A 20,097-nucleotide genomic window follows, 5' to 3' on the forward strand; every position below is an offset into this window, starting at 1 on the left:
CTGGACGCGACGACGAATAAGTGGATACGAGCGGGATAGCACCAACATTTGTAATTCGCTGCAATTGAGGAGAGTTGAACCTGCTGTCGCTCTTGGTCGTCATCTGCTCCCGGTCCGCTTTGAAAAGGTCAGCGATCTGAGTGGCGGGTTCAAAAGCCTGATTAGCGGTTTCGCCACACCAGCCAGGAAGAATTCTAGCCAAGCCTCGCAATTTCCGTGCTTTCTCGATATTTTCCTTGTTCTTTTCGTCGTATCGTTGCCCTTAGAGCGCTTCATGTTTTGACGGAAGCATATCCTGCATTGATGAGATAGTTGGCGCATTCGTCGGACTGGATCGTTTGGACCAAGCTGCCGATATGCCGCCAGGTATCGTCGATGGTTCGGCGTTGGGCGTTGCGCATCCAATGTTTGATCTTCGAGAAGGCCTGCTCGATCGGATTGAGGTCCGGCGAGTAAGGCGGCAGAAACCAAAGCCGGGCACCGGCTGCCTTGATGGCGTGACGGATAGCGGTCGACTTGTGGCTGCCGAGATTGTCCATGATGACAATGTCGCCGGGGCTTGAGGGTGGGAACCAATTGCTGTTCGACGTAGGCGCGAAAGCATACGCCGTTGATCGGACCGTCGAAGACACAGGGCGCTGTCAGCCGGTCGCTTCTCAAGGCACCGAGGAATGTCAGGGTGCGCCAGTGGCCGTGCGGCGCAAATGCCCGCAGACGCTTTCCCTTTGGTCCCCAGCCTCTGATCGGCGTCATGTTGGTCTTGATCCAGGTTTCGTCGATGAAGACGAGACGTTCAGGATCGAGATGCTGTTGCAGGCTCTTCCACCGCTCTCGCCTGCGGGCGACGTCGGCGCGAGCCTGTTCAAGGGCCAACAGCGTTTCTTTTTGAAACGCAGACCTTCGCTGCGGATGAACTCCCAAATCGTATTATGAGAGACGGCAATACCTCGCGATGCCAGTTCAGCCTTCAGCCCATGCAGCGTCAGATGCGGGTTCTGATTGAGCCGCTCGGCCAGAAAGCTGCGGTGCGGTTCCAGAATGCGTTTGCGGTGGCCACCCATCTTGCCCGGACGAACCGAGCCGGTCGCCCGATGGCGCTGCGACCATTTCACAACGGATGAGACAGCGACCTCGAAACGCGCAGCTACAGCGCGAACGCTGTCCCCGCTCTGCACAGCTGCAACAACACGCTCGCGAAGATCAGTCGATAAAGGCGCGGTCATCTGATGCGGGCCTCCTTCCAGCCAGCATCAGTGAATCACAACAGAACCGATTTGGGAATCCTAGCCGATTCAGAAATATGCGGAAACGCTCTAGACTTGGAACCGGGGGATTCCAATGCGTCATCGCACGAAAACCCGCGCAGCGTTAGGCGCAGTGATTGTCCTGCTATGCGCTTATCTGCTGCTTGCTTATCTGGTCATTCCGGAGATCTGGATTTTCCACGATGCCGAACGGGTTGCAAAGGTCGACAACATGGTCACGACCACAGCTCAGGACATTCCGGGCGATCCCATAAACGTAGGTTTCGTTGGTTCGAAGCAGGAGGTGGTCCGCGCCTTTGCAGCGGCTGGATGGGATCCCGCCGATAAAATCACCTTGCGGACATCGATCGATATCGGATTGAGTGTCGTGCTTGACCGACCCGATCTCGACGCACCGGTCAGTCCGCTGTTTTTCGAGGGGAGAAAACAGGATCTCGCTTTCGAGAAGCCTGTGGGCAGAAGCGCCGACGAGCGCAACCATGTTCGTTTCTGGCTGACGAAGCAAACCGGGGACGACAACCGACCACTTTGGCTTGGTTCGGCAAGCTTCGATCGTGGCGTCGGCCTCAGTCACGATACCGGGCAAATCACGCATCATATCGGGCCGGACATCGACGCCGAGCGAGATCTGGTTTCGGTGATCTTCTCAAGGCAGGCGAACTCATGTCGAGCTATGAGATCGATGGCATAGGGGCGACTAGGAGTGGCCGCAACGGAGGCGGAGATCCCTATTACACCGACGGAAAGGCTCTCATTGGCGTGCTTCGGCGAAATGAAGCCGATTAGTGCTCGCGATCGTATTCGGGCACATCGCCCGTGATCCTCTCAGTTGGCCTCACAATCCCAGTGCGTCTTTGATTGCGGAGATAAGTTCCGATCCGGGAAAAGGCTTCCGCAAGTAAGCGATGCACCCTGCCCGCTCGGCCTCTGCTTGCAGGCGCTGGTCTTCGAGCGCCGTGATAAAGATGACCGGCAAGTTCGAACCAGCTTGTTTCAGCCTTCGCTGCAAATCTAGGCCGGATATGCCGCCGTCCAAGTCGATATCGAGCACAAGGCAGGCTATGTCGATGTTTGTGCCTTGAGCAAGAAAGGCTTCGGCAGATTCATACTCGACCGCCGCTAACCCGTAGGCATTCAAAAGCCGCCCAACGCTTCGACGAAGGCTGGCGTCATCGTCAACAACGGCGACTGTGTGGCGGAGCCTTCCCATCTTGAGCCCCCACTTGTGACCCTATGAGAGACACGCGGTTGCGTTCATATTAGGCGTGTTGGCGTTTGATTGATATTGCCCTAAGGGGACGGCGGCGGGACATTGGGCTCGCTAGGTCGTTCGAGAGGGCCGACACTTGCCGCGAGCGACACCACTTCGGCAACCGAGCGCACCCCGAGTTTTTCCATGACGCGATGGCGGTGTACCTTCACCGTGCGCTCGGATATGCCGAGAGCGTATGCAATCTGTTTATTGAGAAGCCCACGAATGACCAATGCAAAAACATCCGCCTCGCGCACGCTCAGGCTCGACACCAATCTCCTCTGCTCCTGAAGGCGCTCGTGATCGGCCCGCTGCCTTTCATGTTGAACCAAAGCCCGCTCGATGGTCTCTATCAGGACCGCTGACGAAGTACTCTTTTCCAGAAAGTCCGCCGCGCCCGCTTTCATCGCGTCGACGCCGGCCTTTATGTCTCCCTCGCCGGTGAGGAACACGACCGGCCAAAGTGGCGCCAGTTTGCCGAGTTTCTGTTGTATTTCCAGGCCAGACTGGCCGGGCATCTGCAGGTCGAGAAGAACGCAACCCGGTTCGCAATTCGGAAGGCAGGCGAGAAACGCATCTCCGGATTCGTATACGTCGACCTTGAGACCGTATGCGGTGAGCAGCCTCGCGGTCGCTGTTCGATAGGATCTGTCGTCATCGACGATATGGATGACCGGCATCATAAGTGTCGCTCCTGCCTTCGGGCAAGAGGCAGGAGTACACGAAAGATCGCGCCGCCTTCAGGACGATTGTAAGCAGAGATCGTGCCACCATAGGTTTCTACGATGGTGCGGGCTATGGCAAGGCCCAACCCGGTCCCGGCTTTCTTGGTCGTATAGAACGGCTCGAAGATTCTGGACAGTCGCTCGATTGGAATGCCGTTGCCCGTATCGGCGACAAAAAGCGCGGCATTGTCGTTGGCCAACTCTGTTTCAAATGTCAGTGTCCCCCTGCCAGAACCCGCGTCCGCCATGGCGTCCATCGCGTTGGTTGCCAGATTGAGGACAACCTGTTGGACGTGAACCTTGTCGGCGCGGACTGGCAGCTCGGCGGTCGGCTCAGTCGCCTTCAAGATAACGCCTCGGCGCTCGGCCTCGCCATGAATGATGCGCATGGCGTTCGACGTGACGTCGTTGAGATCGAATTCCTGCCATTCGATCTCGCTTCTCTTCTTGAGCAACCCTCTGATCCTGCCAATGATGTCGCCCGCACGCTGATCGTCTTCCTGTATGTCGTGAAGGATCTGCTGGACCAATATCAGATCTGGGTTTTCGGCACGGAGCAGTTCTGAAGCGGCTTCGGCATTGTTGCGAATCGCGGATAGGGGCTGGTTCAGTTCATGGGCGATCGAGGCAGACATGGCGCCAGCCGTTGCCGATTGGTTGAGGTGGACAGCTTCGAGCAGATGAAGGCGGGACCGGCCTTCCGCCTGGCGGCGGCGCCGCCGCTCAAACAACAGGATTGCTATAACACCGGCCTGCACCAAGACGACGCCAAGTGCCACTGTCGATGCCAGCCAATGCTCCTCCCAGAACGACTTCTCCTTGTACATCTGTATGGTATGGGGCGGGAGGTTTTGTTCCGCCAGTCCCCAGCGCCGAAGTTGCCGGGCATCGACGATGTAGCTCTGCGGCGCGTCGATGTCTGGCACCGGCTTTGCGGCGATCGCATCGATGACGAGGTTTCCGACGGTGCGACCCAAGGTATCGAAGGTGACGGTATTGCCGCCGACAACTCCATAGTCGATGTAGGTCTGGTAAGGACCGTAAATAGGAGCACTGGCTGTCGCTGCGATCTGCCTGATTGCCTCGCGCGGTATGAAGTTGCGCCCTGCCTTGTCCTTGAAAACGGTCAAGGCCAGGATAATGCTGTCGGAGGGCACATGGGCCGCGCGGTCGACCAATTCCTCTATCGTCAGATCTTCCAGGTATGTGGTCTCATAGGATTTGGAAAACTCACCGAGAGCGGAACGGGCTGTCGCCAGCCATCCCCGGTCGAACTCGGAGGACCCGCCTATGATATAAAGATTGCGAGCGTTAGGCTGAAGACTGCGGGCCATCTCGGCCGTTTTCCGGATGTCGAACGTTGTGAAGGCGCCGATCACGTCGTCCGGCATGTCCTCGGCGGTGGAGTTATCAAAGCCAGCGGCAACGATCTTCGCGGCGGGCGCGATCGCGCTGCGGTTGGCCGAGATGAAGCTGGCAGACTCCTTGCCAAGCGCAATAACTATATCGGGACGACGAACGGCGTATTTCTCGGCGAGATATCGGCCCATGCGTGCGACGTGATCCGCTTCGGGAAACCTGGAAAGATCCAGGAACTCGGAGAAGAGGTCAATCTTGCCATCCGTCGCTTCCAGGAGACGATTCCGCAAAGCTTCTCCGGCTGCCGTCGTCGCGGCGATCCTCTCATCATAGGGATAAAGAACGAGAACCCGCGGCACCCGGCCGACGATCGGAAACGCGGCATCCGTGGTAGCCGCGAAAGAGTCTGAAACAACCCACAAGGCCGTAGCAAGCAAAAGGCCCGCATGTTGCAATCTAGCTGACCACGTACGCGAGCTCATCTGGCTTCCCCAAAAGCTCGGTAAGGCTACCACCTTTAGCGTTGCAACACCATCTCCGCCAATACCATCCTCGATAGCAGCGTTACTTTCGGATTCCCTTAAGGGCAGTATCGCCGACGACCGTCATCCGGTAAGGTTGGCGTTCCGAGTAGACGAGGTCCTTCGGCGGTCTATGGAAGTCTTTTCGTGAGTCAGGTTGCGATGCCGCGCAGCCATGCCGCGTACACGTCGAGCATCGTCGACCGGTCACCAAATCAGAGCCGCAGTCGGGCAAGCCAACAACTTCCGGAGGACTTTGAAATGCTGGCCACGCGTAGTGAACTCCTCAAATACGCCAACGACGGGACCAGACCGTGCGCCTAAATGCCGGGGCGTGCCAAAAGGCTTGCGACACCAGACTCCAACAGTCTCAACAGTGACAGGCAGCATGCCCGTCCACCTGGGAGGATACCGCCATGAAAGTCGACCAATTCGTCACATTGATCTTGGCCGGAGGTTTTGCGCTCAGCACTGCTGCCTTTGCGCAGGATGCTCCCAAGAAGCCGCATGTGCCGCTCGAAAAGACCATCGGGATAGTCACACCGACAGGGCCAGTGCCGTCATTGGCCGTGCTCAATTCGGCTGGTGCCAAAATCGAAAACGGAAAGCTCATTCTGACCGGCGTCTCTGCCAACTCGATCGTCTTTGCCGACCGCCCGGTACGAGCTGCCGGACATGTGATGACCGAGCAGTTCATCATGCAGTGGGACGACGGGAAGGACAACTTCGCCATCGATCCTCCGAACGCGACCGTCTCGGTGCTCGGGGGCGACGGGTCGGATGTCAGTGACGCCGTCGTTACATTGAAAACCCCCAAACTCGATGGCACCACGCTGACTTTCGATATCACCGTTCTGGAGGGAAGCCTGAGCGGCGCGTCGGGGCCAGCCGCGCTCTTCATCGACCACTTCGGGGGCGGCGGAGGATTCGGCGGTGGCGGTTTCCATGGAGGTGGGTTCGGTGGCGGCAGTTTCGGCGGCGGTGGCTTCCGCGGCGGTGATTTCGCAGGAGGTGATTTCCGCGGCGGCTTCCACGGTGACGACGTGCATATCGGCGACACCAACATCAACCGCGTAGGGGGCACCTACTGGCATGCTCCCATCTACCACGGGGCCTGGTACCGGGGCGCTCCCGTTGCGGCGGGCGTAGTGGCTGGGGCGGCGATTGGAGCGGCGGCGGCCCGTCCCTACTACTACAATTCCTACCGTGACCCTCTTCCCGTGATCCGACGCTGCACGCCTCTTGCGGAGTTCTATCTTGCCCGATCGTCGTGTTCGTTCTGTGCAAGCCTGATGTCCCGGAGGAACCGGAAGAACGACGCCGCCAGGAAGCAAAGTGCCGCGACGAACAGGCCAGCCGCTCCGGGTTCGTGACGATATCCCATGAAGGCGACGACAAATCCGAACAGGAGCAGGAACGTGACGCCAATTCCTGCCAGTACGGCAAGATGCAACGCACTGTTCAAGAGAAGTTCCCGCTTTCTCAGTTCCGCTATCTCCTTTTTCAACCACGCTCGAGCGACGTCGCTCTCGTCGATCTCGCGGAGGTTTCTGATCCGTTGCGTGACGCTGGAAATCCGATTGACCAGAACCGCAACCAGCGCCGCGACGGCGTTGAGCATGAACGCCGGCGCGACCGCGTGGTTGATCATCGTAGAAAGCTGATCTGCCTCGACTACCATCCGCTACACCTCAGTATTTTCGGCATATATGGGCGCACCGCATTCTGCGAGACCGCTAAGGAATGACATTTACCGCACGAGCGGCCACGAGGACCATTGTCAGCAACGAGATGGTACTTTCCAACATCATCAGCTCCTTCGCACGGGCCGTTAGAGGTAGCACGTCGGTCGGGCTGAAGGCCGTCGCCGTATTAAACGCTAGCGATAGATAATCGATGTAGACGGGCCGCCAGTCCGGCATGGCGAGTTCTGGAGAGGTGGCCTGCGGAAAGAGCCAGTCGGGTTTCCTTGCAATCCGGCGCGCGATACGCGACGGGCCACCGGCGTCGATCTGCCAATAGAGAAGCGAGAAGGTGAGAACGTTGGTGATCCATATCGAAAATGACGACGTCAACAGCGATACTGCTCGCGTCTCGGGTGGGTGAATCGTGATGATGCCGATCAAATCTCCGAGTTCCGCCACCGTGTTGCCGGCGTAGACACCGGCAAGCAGCATGGTCGCGAAGCGTTCGATACGCAGCCAGACCGCGTTGTCGGCCGATATCGTCACCATGATCATCGGAACAATTGTTGCAAACAGGACCGCGTACGAGACCCATCGTGGTAGCGCATAGACGTGATGCGGAAGCATTTCCAGAAAGGCGAACACCGCCAGTATCGCTAGCACCGGAGGCCAACGAGGTTCGTCACGACCTGCTTGGATGACATCGCTCATAGTTTGTCCCCAGAACGTTCGAAGTAGCGGACGCCCGTTGCAGCGTCCGCTACCGGCTCAGGTCAAGCTATTCGCTCGGATGATGCTGTTGCTTCATCGCCTGAACCTGCTGGATGACCTGTTCGAGATTGTAGCTGGCCGGGTCCTGCATGGGCGGATAATCGATATAGCTCTGGAGTTCCTTTAGCCACAGCGCCTGACCGATAGGCAGCATGTTCCAGTCGTATACATAGGCGGTCGCGGGCGCGGAGATCGCGCCACCCATACCTGTAAGGGTCTTTACCTGCTCACCAATTGACGTTTCGAAGGGATCCCGCTTGATGTTGACCACTTGCGTCCAGTGGAAAGGAAGGACGCCCGCGAGGAAGCCTGTGGGTGCATCCGAAACCATCGCGAAGTACATCTTCCAGTTCTTGTAGCGAACAGCCGACGGATCCTTGCCGGAATAGTAGAAGAAGGTATCCCGGGCCGACTTGTCGGAGTCCCCTTCGAGATAAGCCCGCTGGTTGACGCCATCGAGCGTGGTTTTAGCAATTCCGGGATAGGCTCCCTTTTCGATTTCAGCCTTCAGTTCATTTCCCTTGTGGCCGCCTGCGATATCGACCAGAGTCGGCAGCCAGTCGAGGGACGCGAAGATGTCGTTCTTGACCGTGCCTGGTTTGATATGGCCGGGCCAGCGCACGACGAGCGGCGCGCGCATCCCGCCTTCCCATGTTGATAGCTTGCCACCTTTGAACGGCGTCGTACCGCCGTCCGGGAAGGTAATCGTCTCGGCACCGTTGTCGGTGGTGAACGCGATAATGGTATTGTCGAGCTCGCCCATCTCCTCGAGCTTCTTGAGCACGTAGCCGATGTTGTCGTCCATCTGCTTCATGCCGGCTTCGTTGACACCCCAGTCCTTGCCGCCAGGCTCGCCAACCATATTCAGGTACTTGTCCGGAAGTACGGTAGTGATGTGCATGCGTGCCGGATTGTACCAGACGAAGAACGGCTTGTTGGTCTTCTCCGGATCGTTGCGATCAAGGAAGTCGATGACGTGGCTCGAGATTTCTTCGTCCACTGTCTTCGAGCGCTCCAGCGTCAGCGGCCCCTCGTCCGTGCAGGTCTGGTTGGCTGCGGTACCGTCAGAGGATTTGCACGCCAGCACGGGTCGTGGTGGCATCAGGCACAGCGTCGTCTTCGGATCGACGGCGGCAGGATCATCCTTGAGACCGGGAATAGGCGTGTTCCGGCACGGCGGTGCAATGGTCTGCTCGGTCGGCGTCCTGTTGATATCGGGGAAGCTCACACCCTGCATGGCATCGAGATGATAGAGATAGCCCCAGAACTCATGAAAACCATGGGCGGTAGGCAAGGCATCGGTGTGATCGCCGAGGTGGTTCTTTCCGAATTCACCGGTATTGTAGCCGAGGTCGCGCAGGAACCATGCAAGTGCTGGAGTGCCCGGCTTGAGATATGATGGGCTTCCGGGCAATTGGGGTGGGATCATGCCGGTCCGCAGCGGGTGCATTCCGGTGAAGAAAGCGTTGCGCGCTGGAGTGCCCGGCTTGAGATATGATGGGCTTCCGGGCAATTGGGGTGGGATCATGCCGGTCCGCAGCGGGTGCATTCCGGTGAAGAAAGCGTTGCGCCCCGCCGTGCAGCTCTGCTCGGCGTAGTAGGTCGTGAACATTGCACCTTCCTGGCCGATGCGGTCGATGTTCGGGGTTTCCCCGACCATCAAGCCTTTGTGATAGATGCCCCTCTGCTCGGCGTAGTAGGTCGTGAACATTGCACCTTCCTGGCCGATGCGGTCGATGTTCGGGGTTTCCCCGACCATCAAGCCTTTGTGATAGATGCCTGGCTGCATCCAGCCGATATCGTCACCCATGATGAAGAGAATGTTGGGCTTCTTGGCTGCGTCCTGGGCATGCATTGTCGCCGTGCTCGCCAGCAGGCTGCCCGCGACGGCGAACGCTGCTGTCAATAATTGCGTGGTCCGTCTCATTTTCGAATGCCTCCCTCAATAGGCCTCCCCGTGGATGGCCAAGGTTGGTTGAAAGACGATGCAAGGCAGCGAGGAAATGTGAAGCGACGTCCAAGTTACAATTCAGCAGACGGGACCGTCCATTTCGACATATGATTCACCTCTGCGACCAGATATTGCCCGCGACCTGCAGAAAGAGGATGTCCACTTTCCACCCAGCTTTCTACATTGTATTAGCGGCGCCATATATTGCCCTTAAGGGAGTCCTATGTCCCCCAGGTTGGCAAACACACCTGCCGGGCCTTCCAGCTCAAGACGCTTCGGATGGAGAGCATACGGTCTCTGAATACGTTTGTGGCCGCCACCGAGGGGTCTTATTGGCCCACCTTCCGAGGGGGCAATCGCCTATTTCGATCGGGCGAGGGTCCTGAACCCGTACTTTCCGGATATCGTTCTTCACTTTCAGGATTGGGCCTTGGTTCAATTGGGAAGGTACGAAGAGGCCGTCGAACTGCTGCTGCAGCGCGTGAGCCGGAACCCCGTCACCGATGTCTCGGGCGCGCTTCTGTAGGGGGCGCCTACTGGCATGCGCCCATCTACAACGGGGCCTGGTACCGGGGCGCTCCCGTTGCGGCGGGCGTAGTGGCTGGGGCGGCGATTGGAGCGGCGGCGGCCCGTCCCTACTACTACAATTCCTACGCTTTCCTCAAAATCGGCGAACGGGACAGGATTGAGGTCGGTTGGCCACAGCTCGCGGCATTTCTGCTTGATATCCAGACGACAAAAGCATTCACGCTTGCCGGAATCGACCTCTTGCTGCACGTTCCCAATGCTAGAACGGCAAGCGAGATCAGGGGATTCTCATGAAGGCCATTCACTTGCATGCGATTGTCTTGTTAACTGGGGTCTCTGCCGCATCGATCGGCGCAGCCGCCGACATGACACCTCTTACACCCGAAGCAAAAACAGTCGAAACCCGCAGCGGCTGGGAGTTCACTATAGCTCCCTACTTTTGGGCTGCCGGAATTTCTGGAAACGTACGGCAATTCGGGCTCCCCGAAGTCGACATCGACGCCGATTTTGGCGACATACTCGACAACCTCGATTTCGCCTTCATGGCCACGGCGGAAGCCAGATATGAGAGCTACAGCATCGTCGGCGACGTGATCTACGTCAAACTGGGTGCTGATGCGCACACGCCGCGCGGCATTCTTGCCGACAGCGTCGACGTGACATCGAAGTCCTTTGCAGGGCTTCTGGGCGTAGGATACGCAGTGCTCGAAGATCAGAATGGCCACCTTGACCTGTTCGGTGGCGTAAAAGTCTGGTCGGTGGAAACGGACATCTCCTTCAACGGCGGACTTCTGGGCGGTATTGAACGGGAAGACAGCGCCACGTGGGTCGACGCGGTTGTAGGCGTGCGCGGAAACTACTTTTTCACCCCGGAAATCTATGTAACTGGATGGGGGCTGGTGGGCGGCGGCGGCGCCGACGTTGACTGGGATGTAGGCCTAGGCGTCGGCTACAAGTTCAACGACGCTCTCTCGGCCGTGGCAGGATACCGCGCCCTGGGCGTCAACTACGAGAACGACGGGTTTGTATACGACGTCGTCCAGCAGGGGCCGATCATAGGCGTCTCCTTCCACTTCTAGGGCTTGACGTCGGCGCTTTTCTTCTTCAACCACGCACGGCCATCGCTTAAAGCCGGAAATCCAATTGGCCAGAATTGGTACGGAGGAAGCGTGGAAAATTCTCGGTACCCAGCGACAAGTGCGGAATAATCAGCTGTCGACATTGTCGTATCCTTTCAATTTCCTTCTTCACCACGCTCGGGCCTGGCTTTCGTCGATCTCCGGAAGCCTCCTGGTTCTGCGATCGCCCGATCTATATGATCTATGTACCTCTACTTTACCGGACCAGTCCTAGATTGATCAGTTGGACCCTCCGATTGTCGGCTGCCGCCGGGTGGCCAGGATCGATAGGCCATTCCTTACCGACGCCGATCGGGTAAAGGCGGTCTGACCGGACCGCAAAGGTCGTCGACAGTGCGTAGGTTATGGCGTTCGCGCGGTCCTGACTGAGTTTGAGATTGTGCGTTGCATCTCCGGTCGAACTCGTGTGTCCCACCACAAGGAACTTGTATCTGGAGAGATTGGGGTGGTGCAGTGCGTCGGCGATCATTCCGATCGTCCGATAGGACTGTGGTTCGATGGCGACGGAATCATTCTCGAAATCAATCTCGACAATGAGCTGGGACAGACGCGACAGATTCTGCCAGTTCGGAAGGTTCGCAACTCCTTTTCCGGTGTTCGCCGCGACCTCCTCGGTCAGCAATGCGACATCGACGGCGGGTGCGGCCTGATCGAGCCGTTCCAGTGTGGTGATCAGTTGCTTGTGGTCGATCTCCTGTGCGCTGGCGTAAATCGGGGCAAGCAGGAGGCTGGCTGTTGCCAGCAGGCGAAGCCGGGCGATGAGCATTCTCTTTCCTCCTATCAATGAGTTCTAGCGCCATCCGGCGTCTGTGATTGCCTGGTCACATTTTTTGCCATCAACCCGGCTGGTCTCGATGAGGCAAGAGAGGATGTTGCCGTCTCCCACGACGCCGTTGCAGAACTGAGACATATCATGCTGGCAGACCTTGCTATAGACCATCTGCGCCTCCTGCCGCTCGCTGATGGAGGCCATCACGCCCGAAAGCGTAGAAGTGCACGTCGGCGAGACCTTGGCTGCATTTTCTTCAAGGCAGCTCTCAATCTTCCCGCCTCCGAGATTGACGCCCTTGCAGTGCTTCTTGATATCTGCGCCGCACTCCTTGGCAAGCGCTGTCACAGCGTCCGCGTAGCTGATGGTGTCGGCCCGGCTGGCGGCGGCGTGGGCCATGAAGGCGGCGAACGTGGCTGCGGCGACTAGCATGAGCCTCTTTTGCATCATGTCGTGATCCGATCTGAAGTTGTTGAAACCGTTTCATGCGGCCTTGGGGGACGCCGAATTGTCCCACGCAGGAGCCCCCGTCCTGTGGCCGAAAATTCGGCTCGTTGTCTATTGTCCTTTGGGGAGGTCCATCCACCCTCCCCAAAGGGCAATAGAACGTTCAATCCTGACGTGCCAATGTATCACCCGACATCCATCCACTAAGGACAAAGATATGCGTGGCTCGCTTAGACTGCGGATATCCATGCTCGGCGCACTCATCGCTGGGGTGCTGGGAGGCGCATCGCAGGCACAATCCGATCCCCTCCCCTCATGGAACGATACTGTGACGAAGAAGACGATCGTTGAGTTCGTGCAGGCGACAACGGACAATACCAAGCCGACATTCGTACCGCCTGAAAAGCGGATTGCGACCTTTGATCAGGACGGTACTCTGTGGGTCGAGCATCCGATGTACAGCCAGGTGATCTATTGTCTCGAGCGCGTTCCGGCGTTGGTTGCGGCCAAACCGAAGCTTAAGAACGTTGAGCCCTTCAAAACTGTCCTCACCGGGAACCGTGAAGCGATCGCCAAACTGCCGCTCGCCGATCTCGAAAAACTACTTGGAGCCACGCTTTCGGGCATGACGGTCGAGCAGTTCCAGGCCGAGGCCAGTGAGTGGATTGCTTCGGCAAGGGATCCGCGGTGGAAGCGCCCGTACACAGAACTTACCTACCGGCCGATGAAGGAAGTCCTCACTTATCTGCGCGACAACGGCTACAAGACCTACATTGTCACAGGTGGCGGGCAGGACTTCGTTCGCGTTTACTCCGACGCCACATACGGGATACCTCCCGAACAGGTCGTCGGAACGGCCGGGGCAACGAAGTACGAGACGGGCAAGGACGGCAAGCCGTTTCTGCTCAAGGAGCCCAAGCTTCTCCTCAATGACAACAATGCCGGTAAGCCCGAGGGAATTCATTTGATGATTGGCAGACGCCCAATCATCGCGTTCGGGAACTCGACCGGCGACAAGGAGATGCTCGAATATACCGATGCGGGCGACGGTCCCCGGCTTTCGGTACTCGTCCTGCACGACGACTCCGTCCGGGAATACGCCTATGGCCCGGCAAACGGTCTGCCAAATACGAAGGTTGGCGCCTTCCCGCAGAAACTTTACGACGACGCCATGAAGAATGGCTGGCCCGTCATCAGCATGAAAGACGACTGGAAGCAGATTTTCACTGACGAGAAATGAAGTCAGGCCAACTGCAGGCCAAGCGAGGGACGCTATGAGGAGAATACTGGTGGCCGTTTTTTTGTTGGTGTTGATCGGCGTGGCATCCGGCGCAGCCCTCACTTGATTCCATACGCGCTCACGGTGAAAGACGCCCCGCGCCCGAGGCATCTCTGCGGTTCTTTTTTACGCCGGTGTCGTCGTCCTGCCGCTAGTCCTTGCGTACACGGCAGGCGTCTATTGGGTCTTTCGTGGAAAGCTGCAGGAGCAACAGAAAGCTGGGGTGGTCCGATCGGAAAGCACTCATGGTCCAAAATGATCGCGCAACCAACGAAAAATTGAGGAAGCTATGACATTGGCATTTGACGATGCGAAGCCGTCGTCCGACCCGACGGGCATGGTGTGGATCCCAGGCCGCACGTTCCTCATGGGATCGAACGATCACTATCCCGAAGAAGCACCGGCCCATGCAGTACAGGTGGATGGTTTCTGGATTGACGAGGCCCCTGTTACAAATCGTCAGTTCGGTGAATTCGTCAGAGACACAGGCTATGTGACTTTCGCCGAGATACCGCCTGACCCGAGAGATTATCCCGATGCATTGCCACAGATGCTCCGTCCAGGATCGCTCGTCTTTCACCAGCCAAAGCGTGTCAGCGGACCGGACATCTCGCAGTGGTGGACGTTCAAGTTCGGCGCGACCTGGCGGCGACCGGTTGGAGGGCTCAGTGATCTGCGCGGGAAACTGGACCACCCGGTCGTGCACGTCGCCTATTGCGATGCAAAAGCCTACGCGGCCTGGGCAGGTTTAGATCTCCCGACCGAGGCGGAATGGGAGCTGGCGGCTCGCGGCGGTCTCGACGAGGTGGAGTTTGCATGGGGCAGTGAATTAATGCCGGATGGCGTACTCATGGCGAATACCTGGCAGGGCACCTTTCCGACGCAGACAACGAAGCCAGCCGGCAGGGAACGGACGTCCGCCGTCCGCTCCTTTCCGCCCAACGGCTACGGTCTCTACGACATGATCGGCAACGTCTGGGAGTGGACGTCCGACTATTGGTCGATACGGCATCCGACACCGGCCGCCAAATCCTGCTGCCTTCCGCAAAACCCGCACAATGGTGACGTTGATACCAGCTACGACCCGGCTCAGCGCATTCGTATTGCACGGCGAGTTTTAAAAGGTGGCTCCCATTTGTGCGCACCGAACTATTGCCGGCGCTATCGGCCCAGCGCGCGCCATGCTGAACCCGAGGACACCTCCACCAGCCATGTCGGATTTCGATGTGCGAAGAGGGGTATCGTAGTCCCGATTGGCTCGCCCTGCCGATCGATGACCAAAAGAGATTAGGGCGCGACCGTTTTCGAGCGTAACAACATTACCGTTCGCGGGAACGGCAACATAACGATCGTTTTCTCGCACGGCTGCGGCTGCGACCAGAACATGTGACGGCTCGTCGCCCCGGCCTTCGAGCGGGAATTTCGAACGGTCCTCTTCGACCATGTCGGCGCCGGGAAGTCCGACCTTTCCGCCTACGATCCCCGGCCCCTTTGGTGACTACTAACAGGGCCAACCTAAAGTATTTTGTTAGCGTTCATTAGCGATTTGCCTCGCCTACTAGATGCAGGCAGGATGTGAAGGGCTGGAAAAACCGAGGTGTTGCCAATGGAAATCGTTTTTCAGTCGCATGGTGGTTTCGCACATCCCCCGCTTTAGGATAGGTCGCCTCAATATCGGTTAAGCACGGGGCTTAGCGCCAAATCCGATCGCTTTGCAAAACGTCTTGAAAACGCCGAGGGGCATTTACCCGGAGCTTTCCAGCCGCATGCCCTTAAGGGCAATATTGGCACTGCTGCATACATGGTAGTCTCCGGCCATCGGAGGGGTTTATGCCAAGTGGCGCTCACTCCTTTCGGGCGTAATACTTTTCGATTGCAAACTGTCACGTACCATCGCGCCAACATATCCGCCGACATGAGGTGGGGCACCTTTATGCCCTTATGCAATCTATAAAACGGAGAGTAGGCAATATGAGCAGCATGAGAAACCTTTGCTTCGGTCTCCTGGCTTCAGCGCTGACGACCGCGCTCGCCGGATCGGCGGTGGCGCAACAGTCTCCCAAACCCAATATCCTCGTCATCATGGGCGACGACGTCGGTTGGTTCAACATCGGCGCCTATCATCGCGGCATCATGTCCGGCAAGACGCCCAACCTCGACAAACTGGCGGCAGACGGCATGATGTTCACCGACTATTATGCGGAAGCAAGCTGCACTGCCGGGCGGGCGAGTTTCATCACGGGTGAGATCCCGCTACGCACGGGCCTAACGACCGTCGGACAGGCGGGCGCAGATGTCGGCATGCCCGCCAAGGCGTCAACGATCGCCGCCGCGCTCAAGCCCGAAGGCTATGCTACCGGCCAATTCGGCAAGAACCATCTCGGCGACTTGAACAAGTTTCTGCCGACCCTGCATGGCTTCGATGAATTCTTTGGCTACCTCTATCACCTCGACGCGATGTCGGATCCCTATTGGTATTCGTTCCCGGACGACCAGTCGTACCGTGACAAGATCGGGCCGCGTAATCTGGTGCATAGCTTCGCCACGACCACGGACGACGCAACAGAGCAGCCGCGCTGGGGCACGATCGGCAAGCAGCGGATCGTAGACGAAGGACCGCTGGCGCCATACCCTGACATGTCCAACGTGCCGAACATGCATGACATAACGCCCAAGGCCAAATACGACATGGGGACGTTCGACGAAGTGCTGGTCAAGGCTTCATGCGACTTCATGGACAAGGCCAAGACCGACGGAAAACCCTACTTTCTCTGGCACAATACGACCCGCATGCATGTCTGGACGTTCCTGTCGCCGAAGTACCAGGCGATGATGAACAGCCAGACCAACTACGGTCTCGAAGAGGCCGGCATGGCGCAAATGGATGACAATATCGGCGCCCTCATGAAATGCGTCGAGGACTCCGGCGAGGCCGATAACACCATCGTCATCTTCACCACCGACAATGGTGCTGAAGTGTTCACTTGGCCCGACGGCGGCATGACACCGTTCAAAGGCACGAAGGGAACTGTGATGGAAGGCGGCTTCCGTGCCCCAGCCATCATCCGTTGGCCCGGCAAGGTCAGACCGGGGACGGTAGAGAACGGTATATTCTCCGCCTTGGACTGGTTCCCCACCTTGGTGGCAGCGGCTGGAAACCCCGACATTACCGACCAGTTGCTCAAAGGCGTGAAGCTGGGTGACGCGACCTACAAGAACCACCTTGATGGTTACAACCAGCTGGACCTTTTGACTGGCAAATCACCATCGGCACGTCACGAGTTCTTCTATTTCGGTGGCCCTCAGCTCGGTGCGGTCCGCATCGATGACTTCAAGTACCAGTTCTTCCAGCAGCCACAGGGTTGGCCGGGTGCGAAGGTCACGACGGACATGCCCACGATGGTCAATATCCGTCAGGATCCCTTCGAACGGACGCCATCGATTGGCGGGCAAAGCCTCAATGACCTCGGCGGTGGCTATATGAACGACTTCTATGCTCGTGAGTTCTGGCGGTTCGTCAGCGTTCAGCAGGAAGTCGGCAAACTTGCGCTAACGGCGATTGACTATCCGCCGATGCAGGACCCCGCCTCCTTCAATCTGGAAGCTGTGAAGCGCCAGATTGACGCGGCGATCAAGAACAAGCCGGGCAATTGAGCGAAGCCGACGCGACACGGGTGGCCGAACAGGCCGCCCGTTTGATTGAAATGTACCAACGAGCTGGCGCGCTACGGGTCGCTTCCATTGATCTTCTATCAAGATCGCAATGGCTTACGTGTACAACAGCGAGTTTTCTGTCGGAGATTGTCGAATAAAGATCAGTCGGGGTGTAAACCTATGACGCCTACAAGTGACTGGTGCTGGTGCCTCCTGCCCACAAATTAATTTGAACTAATTCAACGAAACAATTGACGGTGCTGTTATGCGGCGTGGAGACCACGAGTTTAGCGTCACTTTCGAGAAATGGAAAAATTCCCAGAGTTGCCGCGTAGCGCTAAATTTAGCACTTTTCGAACGCCTTCCAGGTTGGTCGGCAGGTGTTCCCGTGAACCCTCTTTTCAACTCTTCATTAGCCATCACGGTCTCCTCTACCAAAGCCCGGCACGCTTGGGGGCGGACGTCGGGCCTTTGGGGTGGACCGCATGGGTCAAAGCGTCCAGCAGCGCGTACGCTTGCACTGCGTAGCCGCCGGCCAAGTGCCACGCAGCCCGACAGTGTCGGGAGCCGTCTCGGGCGTCGACCAGATGCTGGACATTGCGGAGTTCCTACTTTGCCTCGGTGTTCCCGTTCAAACGTCCAGTGCGGCTCCTAGAGCATCACCTTGGGTGCGGACAAGAACCGCAACTCGATTTGGGGCGCTGATCACGCCGGGCCTGAAAACAAAAAGCCTGCCGCGGGAGGAGGTGCATCGCTTCGATGAAAACCAAGATACCCATTCTCTCCGCACATTTAATAGACCCACATCGAACGCCTGGAACAGGTGTTCGAGTTGATCGGCAAGCCTGCGCAACAAAAGACGTGCAATGCCATCCTCGGGATCATCGAGGAAAGCAAGGAAGCCATGAAGAATTCAAGGGAACAGATGCTCTTGATCGGGCCTTCTCGCGGGGGCGCAGGCCGTGGAACATTATGAGATCAGCCGTTACGGCACGAGGGTCACTTGGGCGAAAACCCTTGGTCTTGATGACGTTGCTGAGCTTCTCGCAGCGACCCTGAACGAGGAGGAGACAACAGACGAACTGCTTTCCGAAATAGCCGAGACCACGGTCAACGCAAAAGGTGCCTGAGCAGCCAGGCGTGCGTGGCTTGGCTTGGCGACGCACGTATTTCGAAGGAACTGAGAATGCAAATCATCAAGCAGACTATTACCCGCACTGCTTCTGGCACTGCCGTCGAATTCATCGGTGAAGGAGAAGAAAAAATCTCGGTCCTCTTCACCGACACGAATGCGTCACCCTCCGATACCCTTGCCGTCGACAAGGCGAAGGCCATCATGGTGCAAGTGGCAACCTTCGGCACCAGGTTCGACCGGCTGAGGCAGCAGGTAGTTAGCCGTCCCGGGAGTCGTCAATAGCAAAAGGCAGGATCCGCCGCACGTTACCGGAGCAATCAATCTGCTCATCCACGCCTTCCCCATGACATCATTGAGGCCCGAGCGCAGACCTCAAAGTTTCAGGCTCTATGCTTTTCGTGGAACCGGACTGCGGACACTCACGTTGCCGCCGCAGTAAAGAAATGAGTACTGATAGATGCCTTATGAATATGGAATGCAGCTGGTTTTTGATCTCGTCGAGCGCACCGTTGTCGTCAGTTTTCGCGATGATCTTAAGCTGCTCGGCCCTTTCACAAGCCAGAAGGCTGCCATCCGTGCCGGGGAGCAATACTGTCGTGACCACGGCTGGGACGACAGCCTACCACATGGAGACCCAGCCTCGGGTCCGTTTAATCTCCGAGCTATGTCTTAGTTTATTGCGTTATCACGAGTAAAGCGTACGGTCTGTGCCATCGACCCCACTCTGATGGTAGAGGTCGCTTGGGAGTTACTACTTGCTCTTGCCGTCGAGCGGAGGAGCACGAAGATGCTGCAATCCCTTATTTTACTTAGTGATTCCGAAATCGAACTCGTCACCGAAGCTGTCAGGGAGTGGTGCCGTGCGCATCACCGGGACATAGACAGCGTCGAGGGACGCAGGGCGTTGAACGTAGTCGTCGATTTGGTTCAGTCCAAGTACGCCGTGGAATGTCTCGTCCCCTTATTGACCCAGCGCCTTGCCCCACTTGGGGATACTTCGGGAGAGCTGGCGCTATGAGGATGTCCATGACCCAAATTGAGCGTCGCGAAAAATTCGCTGAGACTCATCAAGTCGCTACTGCACTTATCGATTCTCAACGCGCCGCGCGTGAAGCGAAGACTGCTCGTTTGCGTGCCGCGAGGTTGGCGGCAGAGGCCGATGACACTGCAGCTCGCGCCGCTCTGCCTTCTTCTCTAGCCAAAAGAAAAGTATGAAGGGGCCGGAGGAGCCGTATCTTCGCACAGCTGCATCCTGGAATTGGGGGTGCGGTAACGCCTCTGAAACGGTCGCCTTGAGGCGGAGCTTATTGACAAATTCCCCAAGCCGCGCGGTCTGGACGGGCGCCATGTTACAGTCTCGAAGCGATGACCATTCCTGCCCGTAAGCCAGTTCTGGCCGGGTAGTCGATGAAACCTTTTTACTGACCCCTAGGCAAAGGCGAACTGTCCTCGCCATCTTGAGTCGTCTGCCCGCCATGTTTTTGACCGCCCGAGACACTCAACCGCCGGTACATGCAGACGGCACGGCTCGGCCAACGCCCCATGATAGTTGTCCCTGTACAATGGTCAGCGTGTGCTGGCCGTTCGAATAGGTCGTGCCGTCTGGTCTCGTAGAGG

14 protein-coding genes and 5 pseudogenes are annotated in these 20,097 nt (G+C 57.7%); 10 read left to right on the plus strand and 9 right to left on the minus strand.

Going from position 1 to position 20,097, the window contains the following annotated elements; genetic code table 11:
- Positions 1-272: 272 nt before the first annotated feature.
- Positions 273-1,223: pseudogene (locus tag ASC90_RS28020) on the minus strand (IS630 family transposase).
- Between the two features lie 115 nt (positions 1,224-1,338).
- Between ASC90_RS28020 and ASC90_RS12135 the strand changes: the two are divergent.
- A pseudogene (locus tag ASC90_RS12135) lies at positions 1,339-2,051 on the plus strand (LssY C-terminal domain-containing protein).
- A 49-nt stretch (positions 2,052-2,100) separates the two neighbouring features.
- Here the strand turns inward: ASC90_RS12135 and ASC90_RS12140 are convergent.
- The 3 genes from ASC90_RS12140 to ASC90_RS12150 all read right to left on the minus strand — a co-directional run bounded on the left by ASC90_RS12140 (position 2,101) and on the right by ASC90_RS12150 (position 5,083).
- On the minus strand, positions 2,101-2,475 hold the full coding sequence (locus ASC90_RS12140; RefSeq protein ID WP_056540336.1) for a response regulator: 375 nt from the start codon (positions 2,473-2,475) through the stop codon (positions 2,101-2,103).
- Positions 2,476-2,555: 80 nt separating this feature from the next.
- Positions 2,556-3,200, minus strand: a complete 645-nt coding sequence (locus ASC90_RS12145; protein ID WP_056540338.1) for a response regulator — start codon at positions 3,198-3,200, stop codon at positions 2,556-2,558.
- Positions 3,197-5,083, minus strand: a complete 1,887-nt coding sequence (locus ASC90_RS12150) for a HAMP domain-containing sensor histidine kinase (protein ID WP_082519882.1) — start codon at positions 5,081-5,083, stop codon at positions 3,197-3,199. The genes ASC90_RS12145 and ASC90_RS12150 overlap by 4 nt, the downstream gene beginning before the upstream one ends.
- A gap of 455 nt (positions 5,084-5,538) precedes the next feature.
- Between ASC90_RS12150 and ASC90_RS12155 the strand changes: the two genes are divergently transcribed.
- Positions 5,539-6,495, plus strand: a complete 957-nt coding sequence (locus ASC90_RS12155) for a hypothetical protein (RefSeq protein ID WP_244480369.1) — start codon at positions 5,539-5,541, stop codon at positions 6,493-6,495.
- Here the strand turns inward: ASC90_RS12155 and ASC90_RS28025 are convergent.
- The 3 genes and pseudogenes from ASC90_RS28025 to ASC90_RS12170 form a co-directional block, all read right to left on the minus strand.
- Positions 6,459-6,803 (minus strand): annotated as a pseudogene (locus tag ASC90_RS28025) (DUF2721 domain-containing protein); the annotation flags it as partial. The gene ASC90_RS12155 and the pseudogene ASC90_RS28025 overlap by 37 nt on opposite strands.
- A gap of 55 nt (positions 6,804-6,858) precedes the next feature.
- On the minus strand, positions 6,859-7,518 hold the full coding sequence (locus ASC90_RS12165) for a hypothetical protein (RefSeq protein WP_056540343.1): 660 nt from the start codon (positions 7,516-7,518) through the stop codon (positions 6,859-6,861).
- Between the two features lie 67 nt (positions 7,519-7,585).
- Positions 7,586-9,505, minus strand: a complete 1,920-nt coding sequence (locus ASC90_RS12170) for an arylsulfatase (protein WP_056540346.1) — start codon at positions 9,503-9,505, stop codon at positions 7,586-7,588.
- Between the two features lie 621 nt (positions 9,506-10,126).
- Here ASC90_RS12170 and ASC90_RS29080 point away from each other — a divergent pair.
- Together ASC90_RS29080 and ASC90_RS12185 are read left to right on the plus strand one after the other, a co-directional pair.
- Positions 10,127-10,351 carry a hypothetical protein gene (locus ASC90_RS29080; protein WP_056540352.1) on the plus strand — a complete coding sequence of 75 codons (225 nt, stop codon included), beginning with the start codon at positions 10,127-10,129 and terminating at the stop codon, positions 10,349-10,351.
- Positions 10,348-11,136 carry a hypothetical protein gene (locus ASC90_RS12185; protein WP_056540355.1) on the plus strand — a complete coding sequence of 263 codons (789 nt, stop codon included), beginning with the start codon at positions 10,348-10,350 and terminating at the stop codon, positions 11,134-11,136. Before ASC90_RS29080 ends, ASC90_RS12185 begins: the two co-directional genes overlap by 4 nt.
- 256 nt (positions 11,137-11,392) lie before the next feature.
- On the opposite strand, the gene ASC90_RS12190 is transcribed toward ASC90_RS12185, so the two are convergent.
- The gene (locus tag ASC90_RS12190) at positions 11,393-11,962 is read right to left on the minus strand and encodes an OmpA family protein (protein ID WP_056540358.1); all 570 of its coding nucleotides are present in this window, start codon (positions 11,960-11,962) and stop codon (positions 11,393-11,395) included.
- A 24-nt stretch (positions 11,963-11,986) separates the two neighbouring features.
- A complete protein-coding gene (locus tag ASC90_RS12195) occupies positions 11,987-12,415 on the minus strand; it encodes a cysteine rich repeat-containing protein (RefSeq protein WP_056540361.1) in 429 nt (142 codons plus the stop codon).
- 214 nt (positions 12,416-12,629) lie between these two features.
- Between ASC90_RS12195 and ASC90_RS12200 the strand changes: the two genes are divergently transcribed.
- From ASC90_RS12200 to ASC90_RS12220, 6 genes and pseudogenes are all read left to right on the plus strand, one after another.
- Complete coding sequence (locus tag ASC90_RS12200) at positions 12,630-13,652, plus strand: HAD family hydrolase (protein WP_056540364.1); 1,023 nt, start codon at positions 12,630-12,632, stop codon at positions 13,650-13,652.
- 328 nt (positions 13,653-13,980) lie between these two features.
- Entirely contained in the window at positions 13,981-14,982 is a 1,002-nt protein-coding gene (locus tag ASC90_RS12205; RefSeq protein WP_056540366.1) for a formylglycine-generating enzyme family protein, read from the plus strand.
- 27 nt (positions 14,983-15,009) lie between these two features.
- Positions 15,010-15,171 (plus strand): annotated as a pseudogene (locus ASC90_RS29830) (alpha/beta hydrolase); the annotation flags it as partial.
- A 491-nt stretch (positions 15,172-15,662) separates the two neighbouring features.
- Positions 15,663-17,345 (plus strand): arylsulfatase, encoded by a 1,683-nt coding sequence (locus tag ASC90_RS12210; protein WP_056540367.1) that lies wholly within the window; start codon positions 15,663-15,665, stop codon positions 17,343-17,345.
- 805 nt (positions 17,346-18,150) lie between these two features.
- Positions 18,151-18,475 (plus strand): annotated as a pseudogene (locus ASC90_RS12215) (DUF892 family protein); the annotation flags it as partial.
- 56 nt (positions 18,476-18,531) lie between these two features.
- On the plus strand, positions 18,532-18,762 hold the full coding sequence (locus tag ASC90_RS12220; RefSeq protein WP_056540369.1) for a hypothetical protein: 231 nt from the start codon (positions 18,532-18,534) through the stop codon (positions 18,760-18,762).
- The last annotated feature ends 1,335 nt before the right edge of the window (positions 18,763-20,097 follow it).

Origin of the sequence: Rhizobium sp. Root1220 (assembly GCF_001426265.1) — a bacterium.
In the GTDB taxonomy this organism is placed as follows: domain Bacteria; phylum Pseudomonadota; class Alphaproteobacteria; order Rhizobiales; family Rhizobiaceae; genus Rhizobium.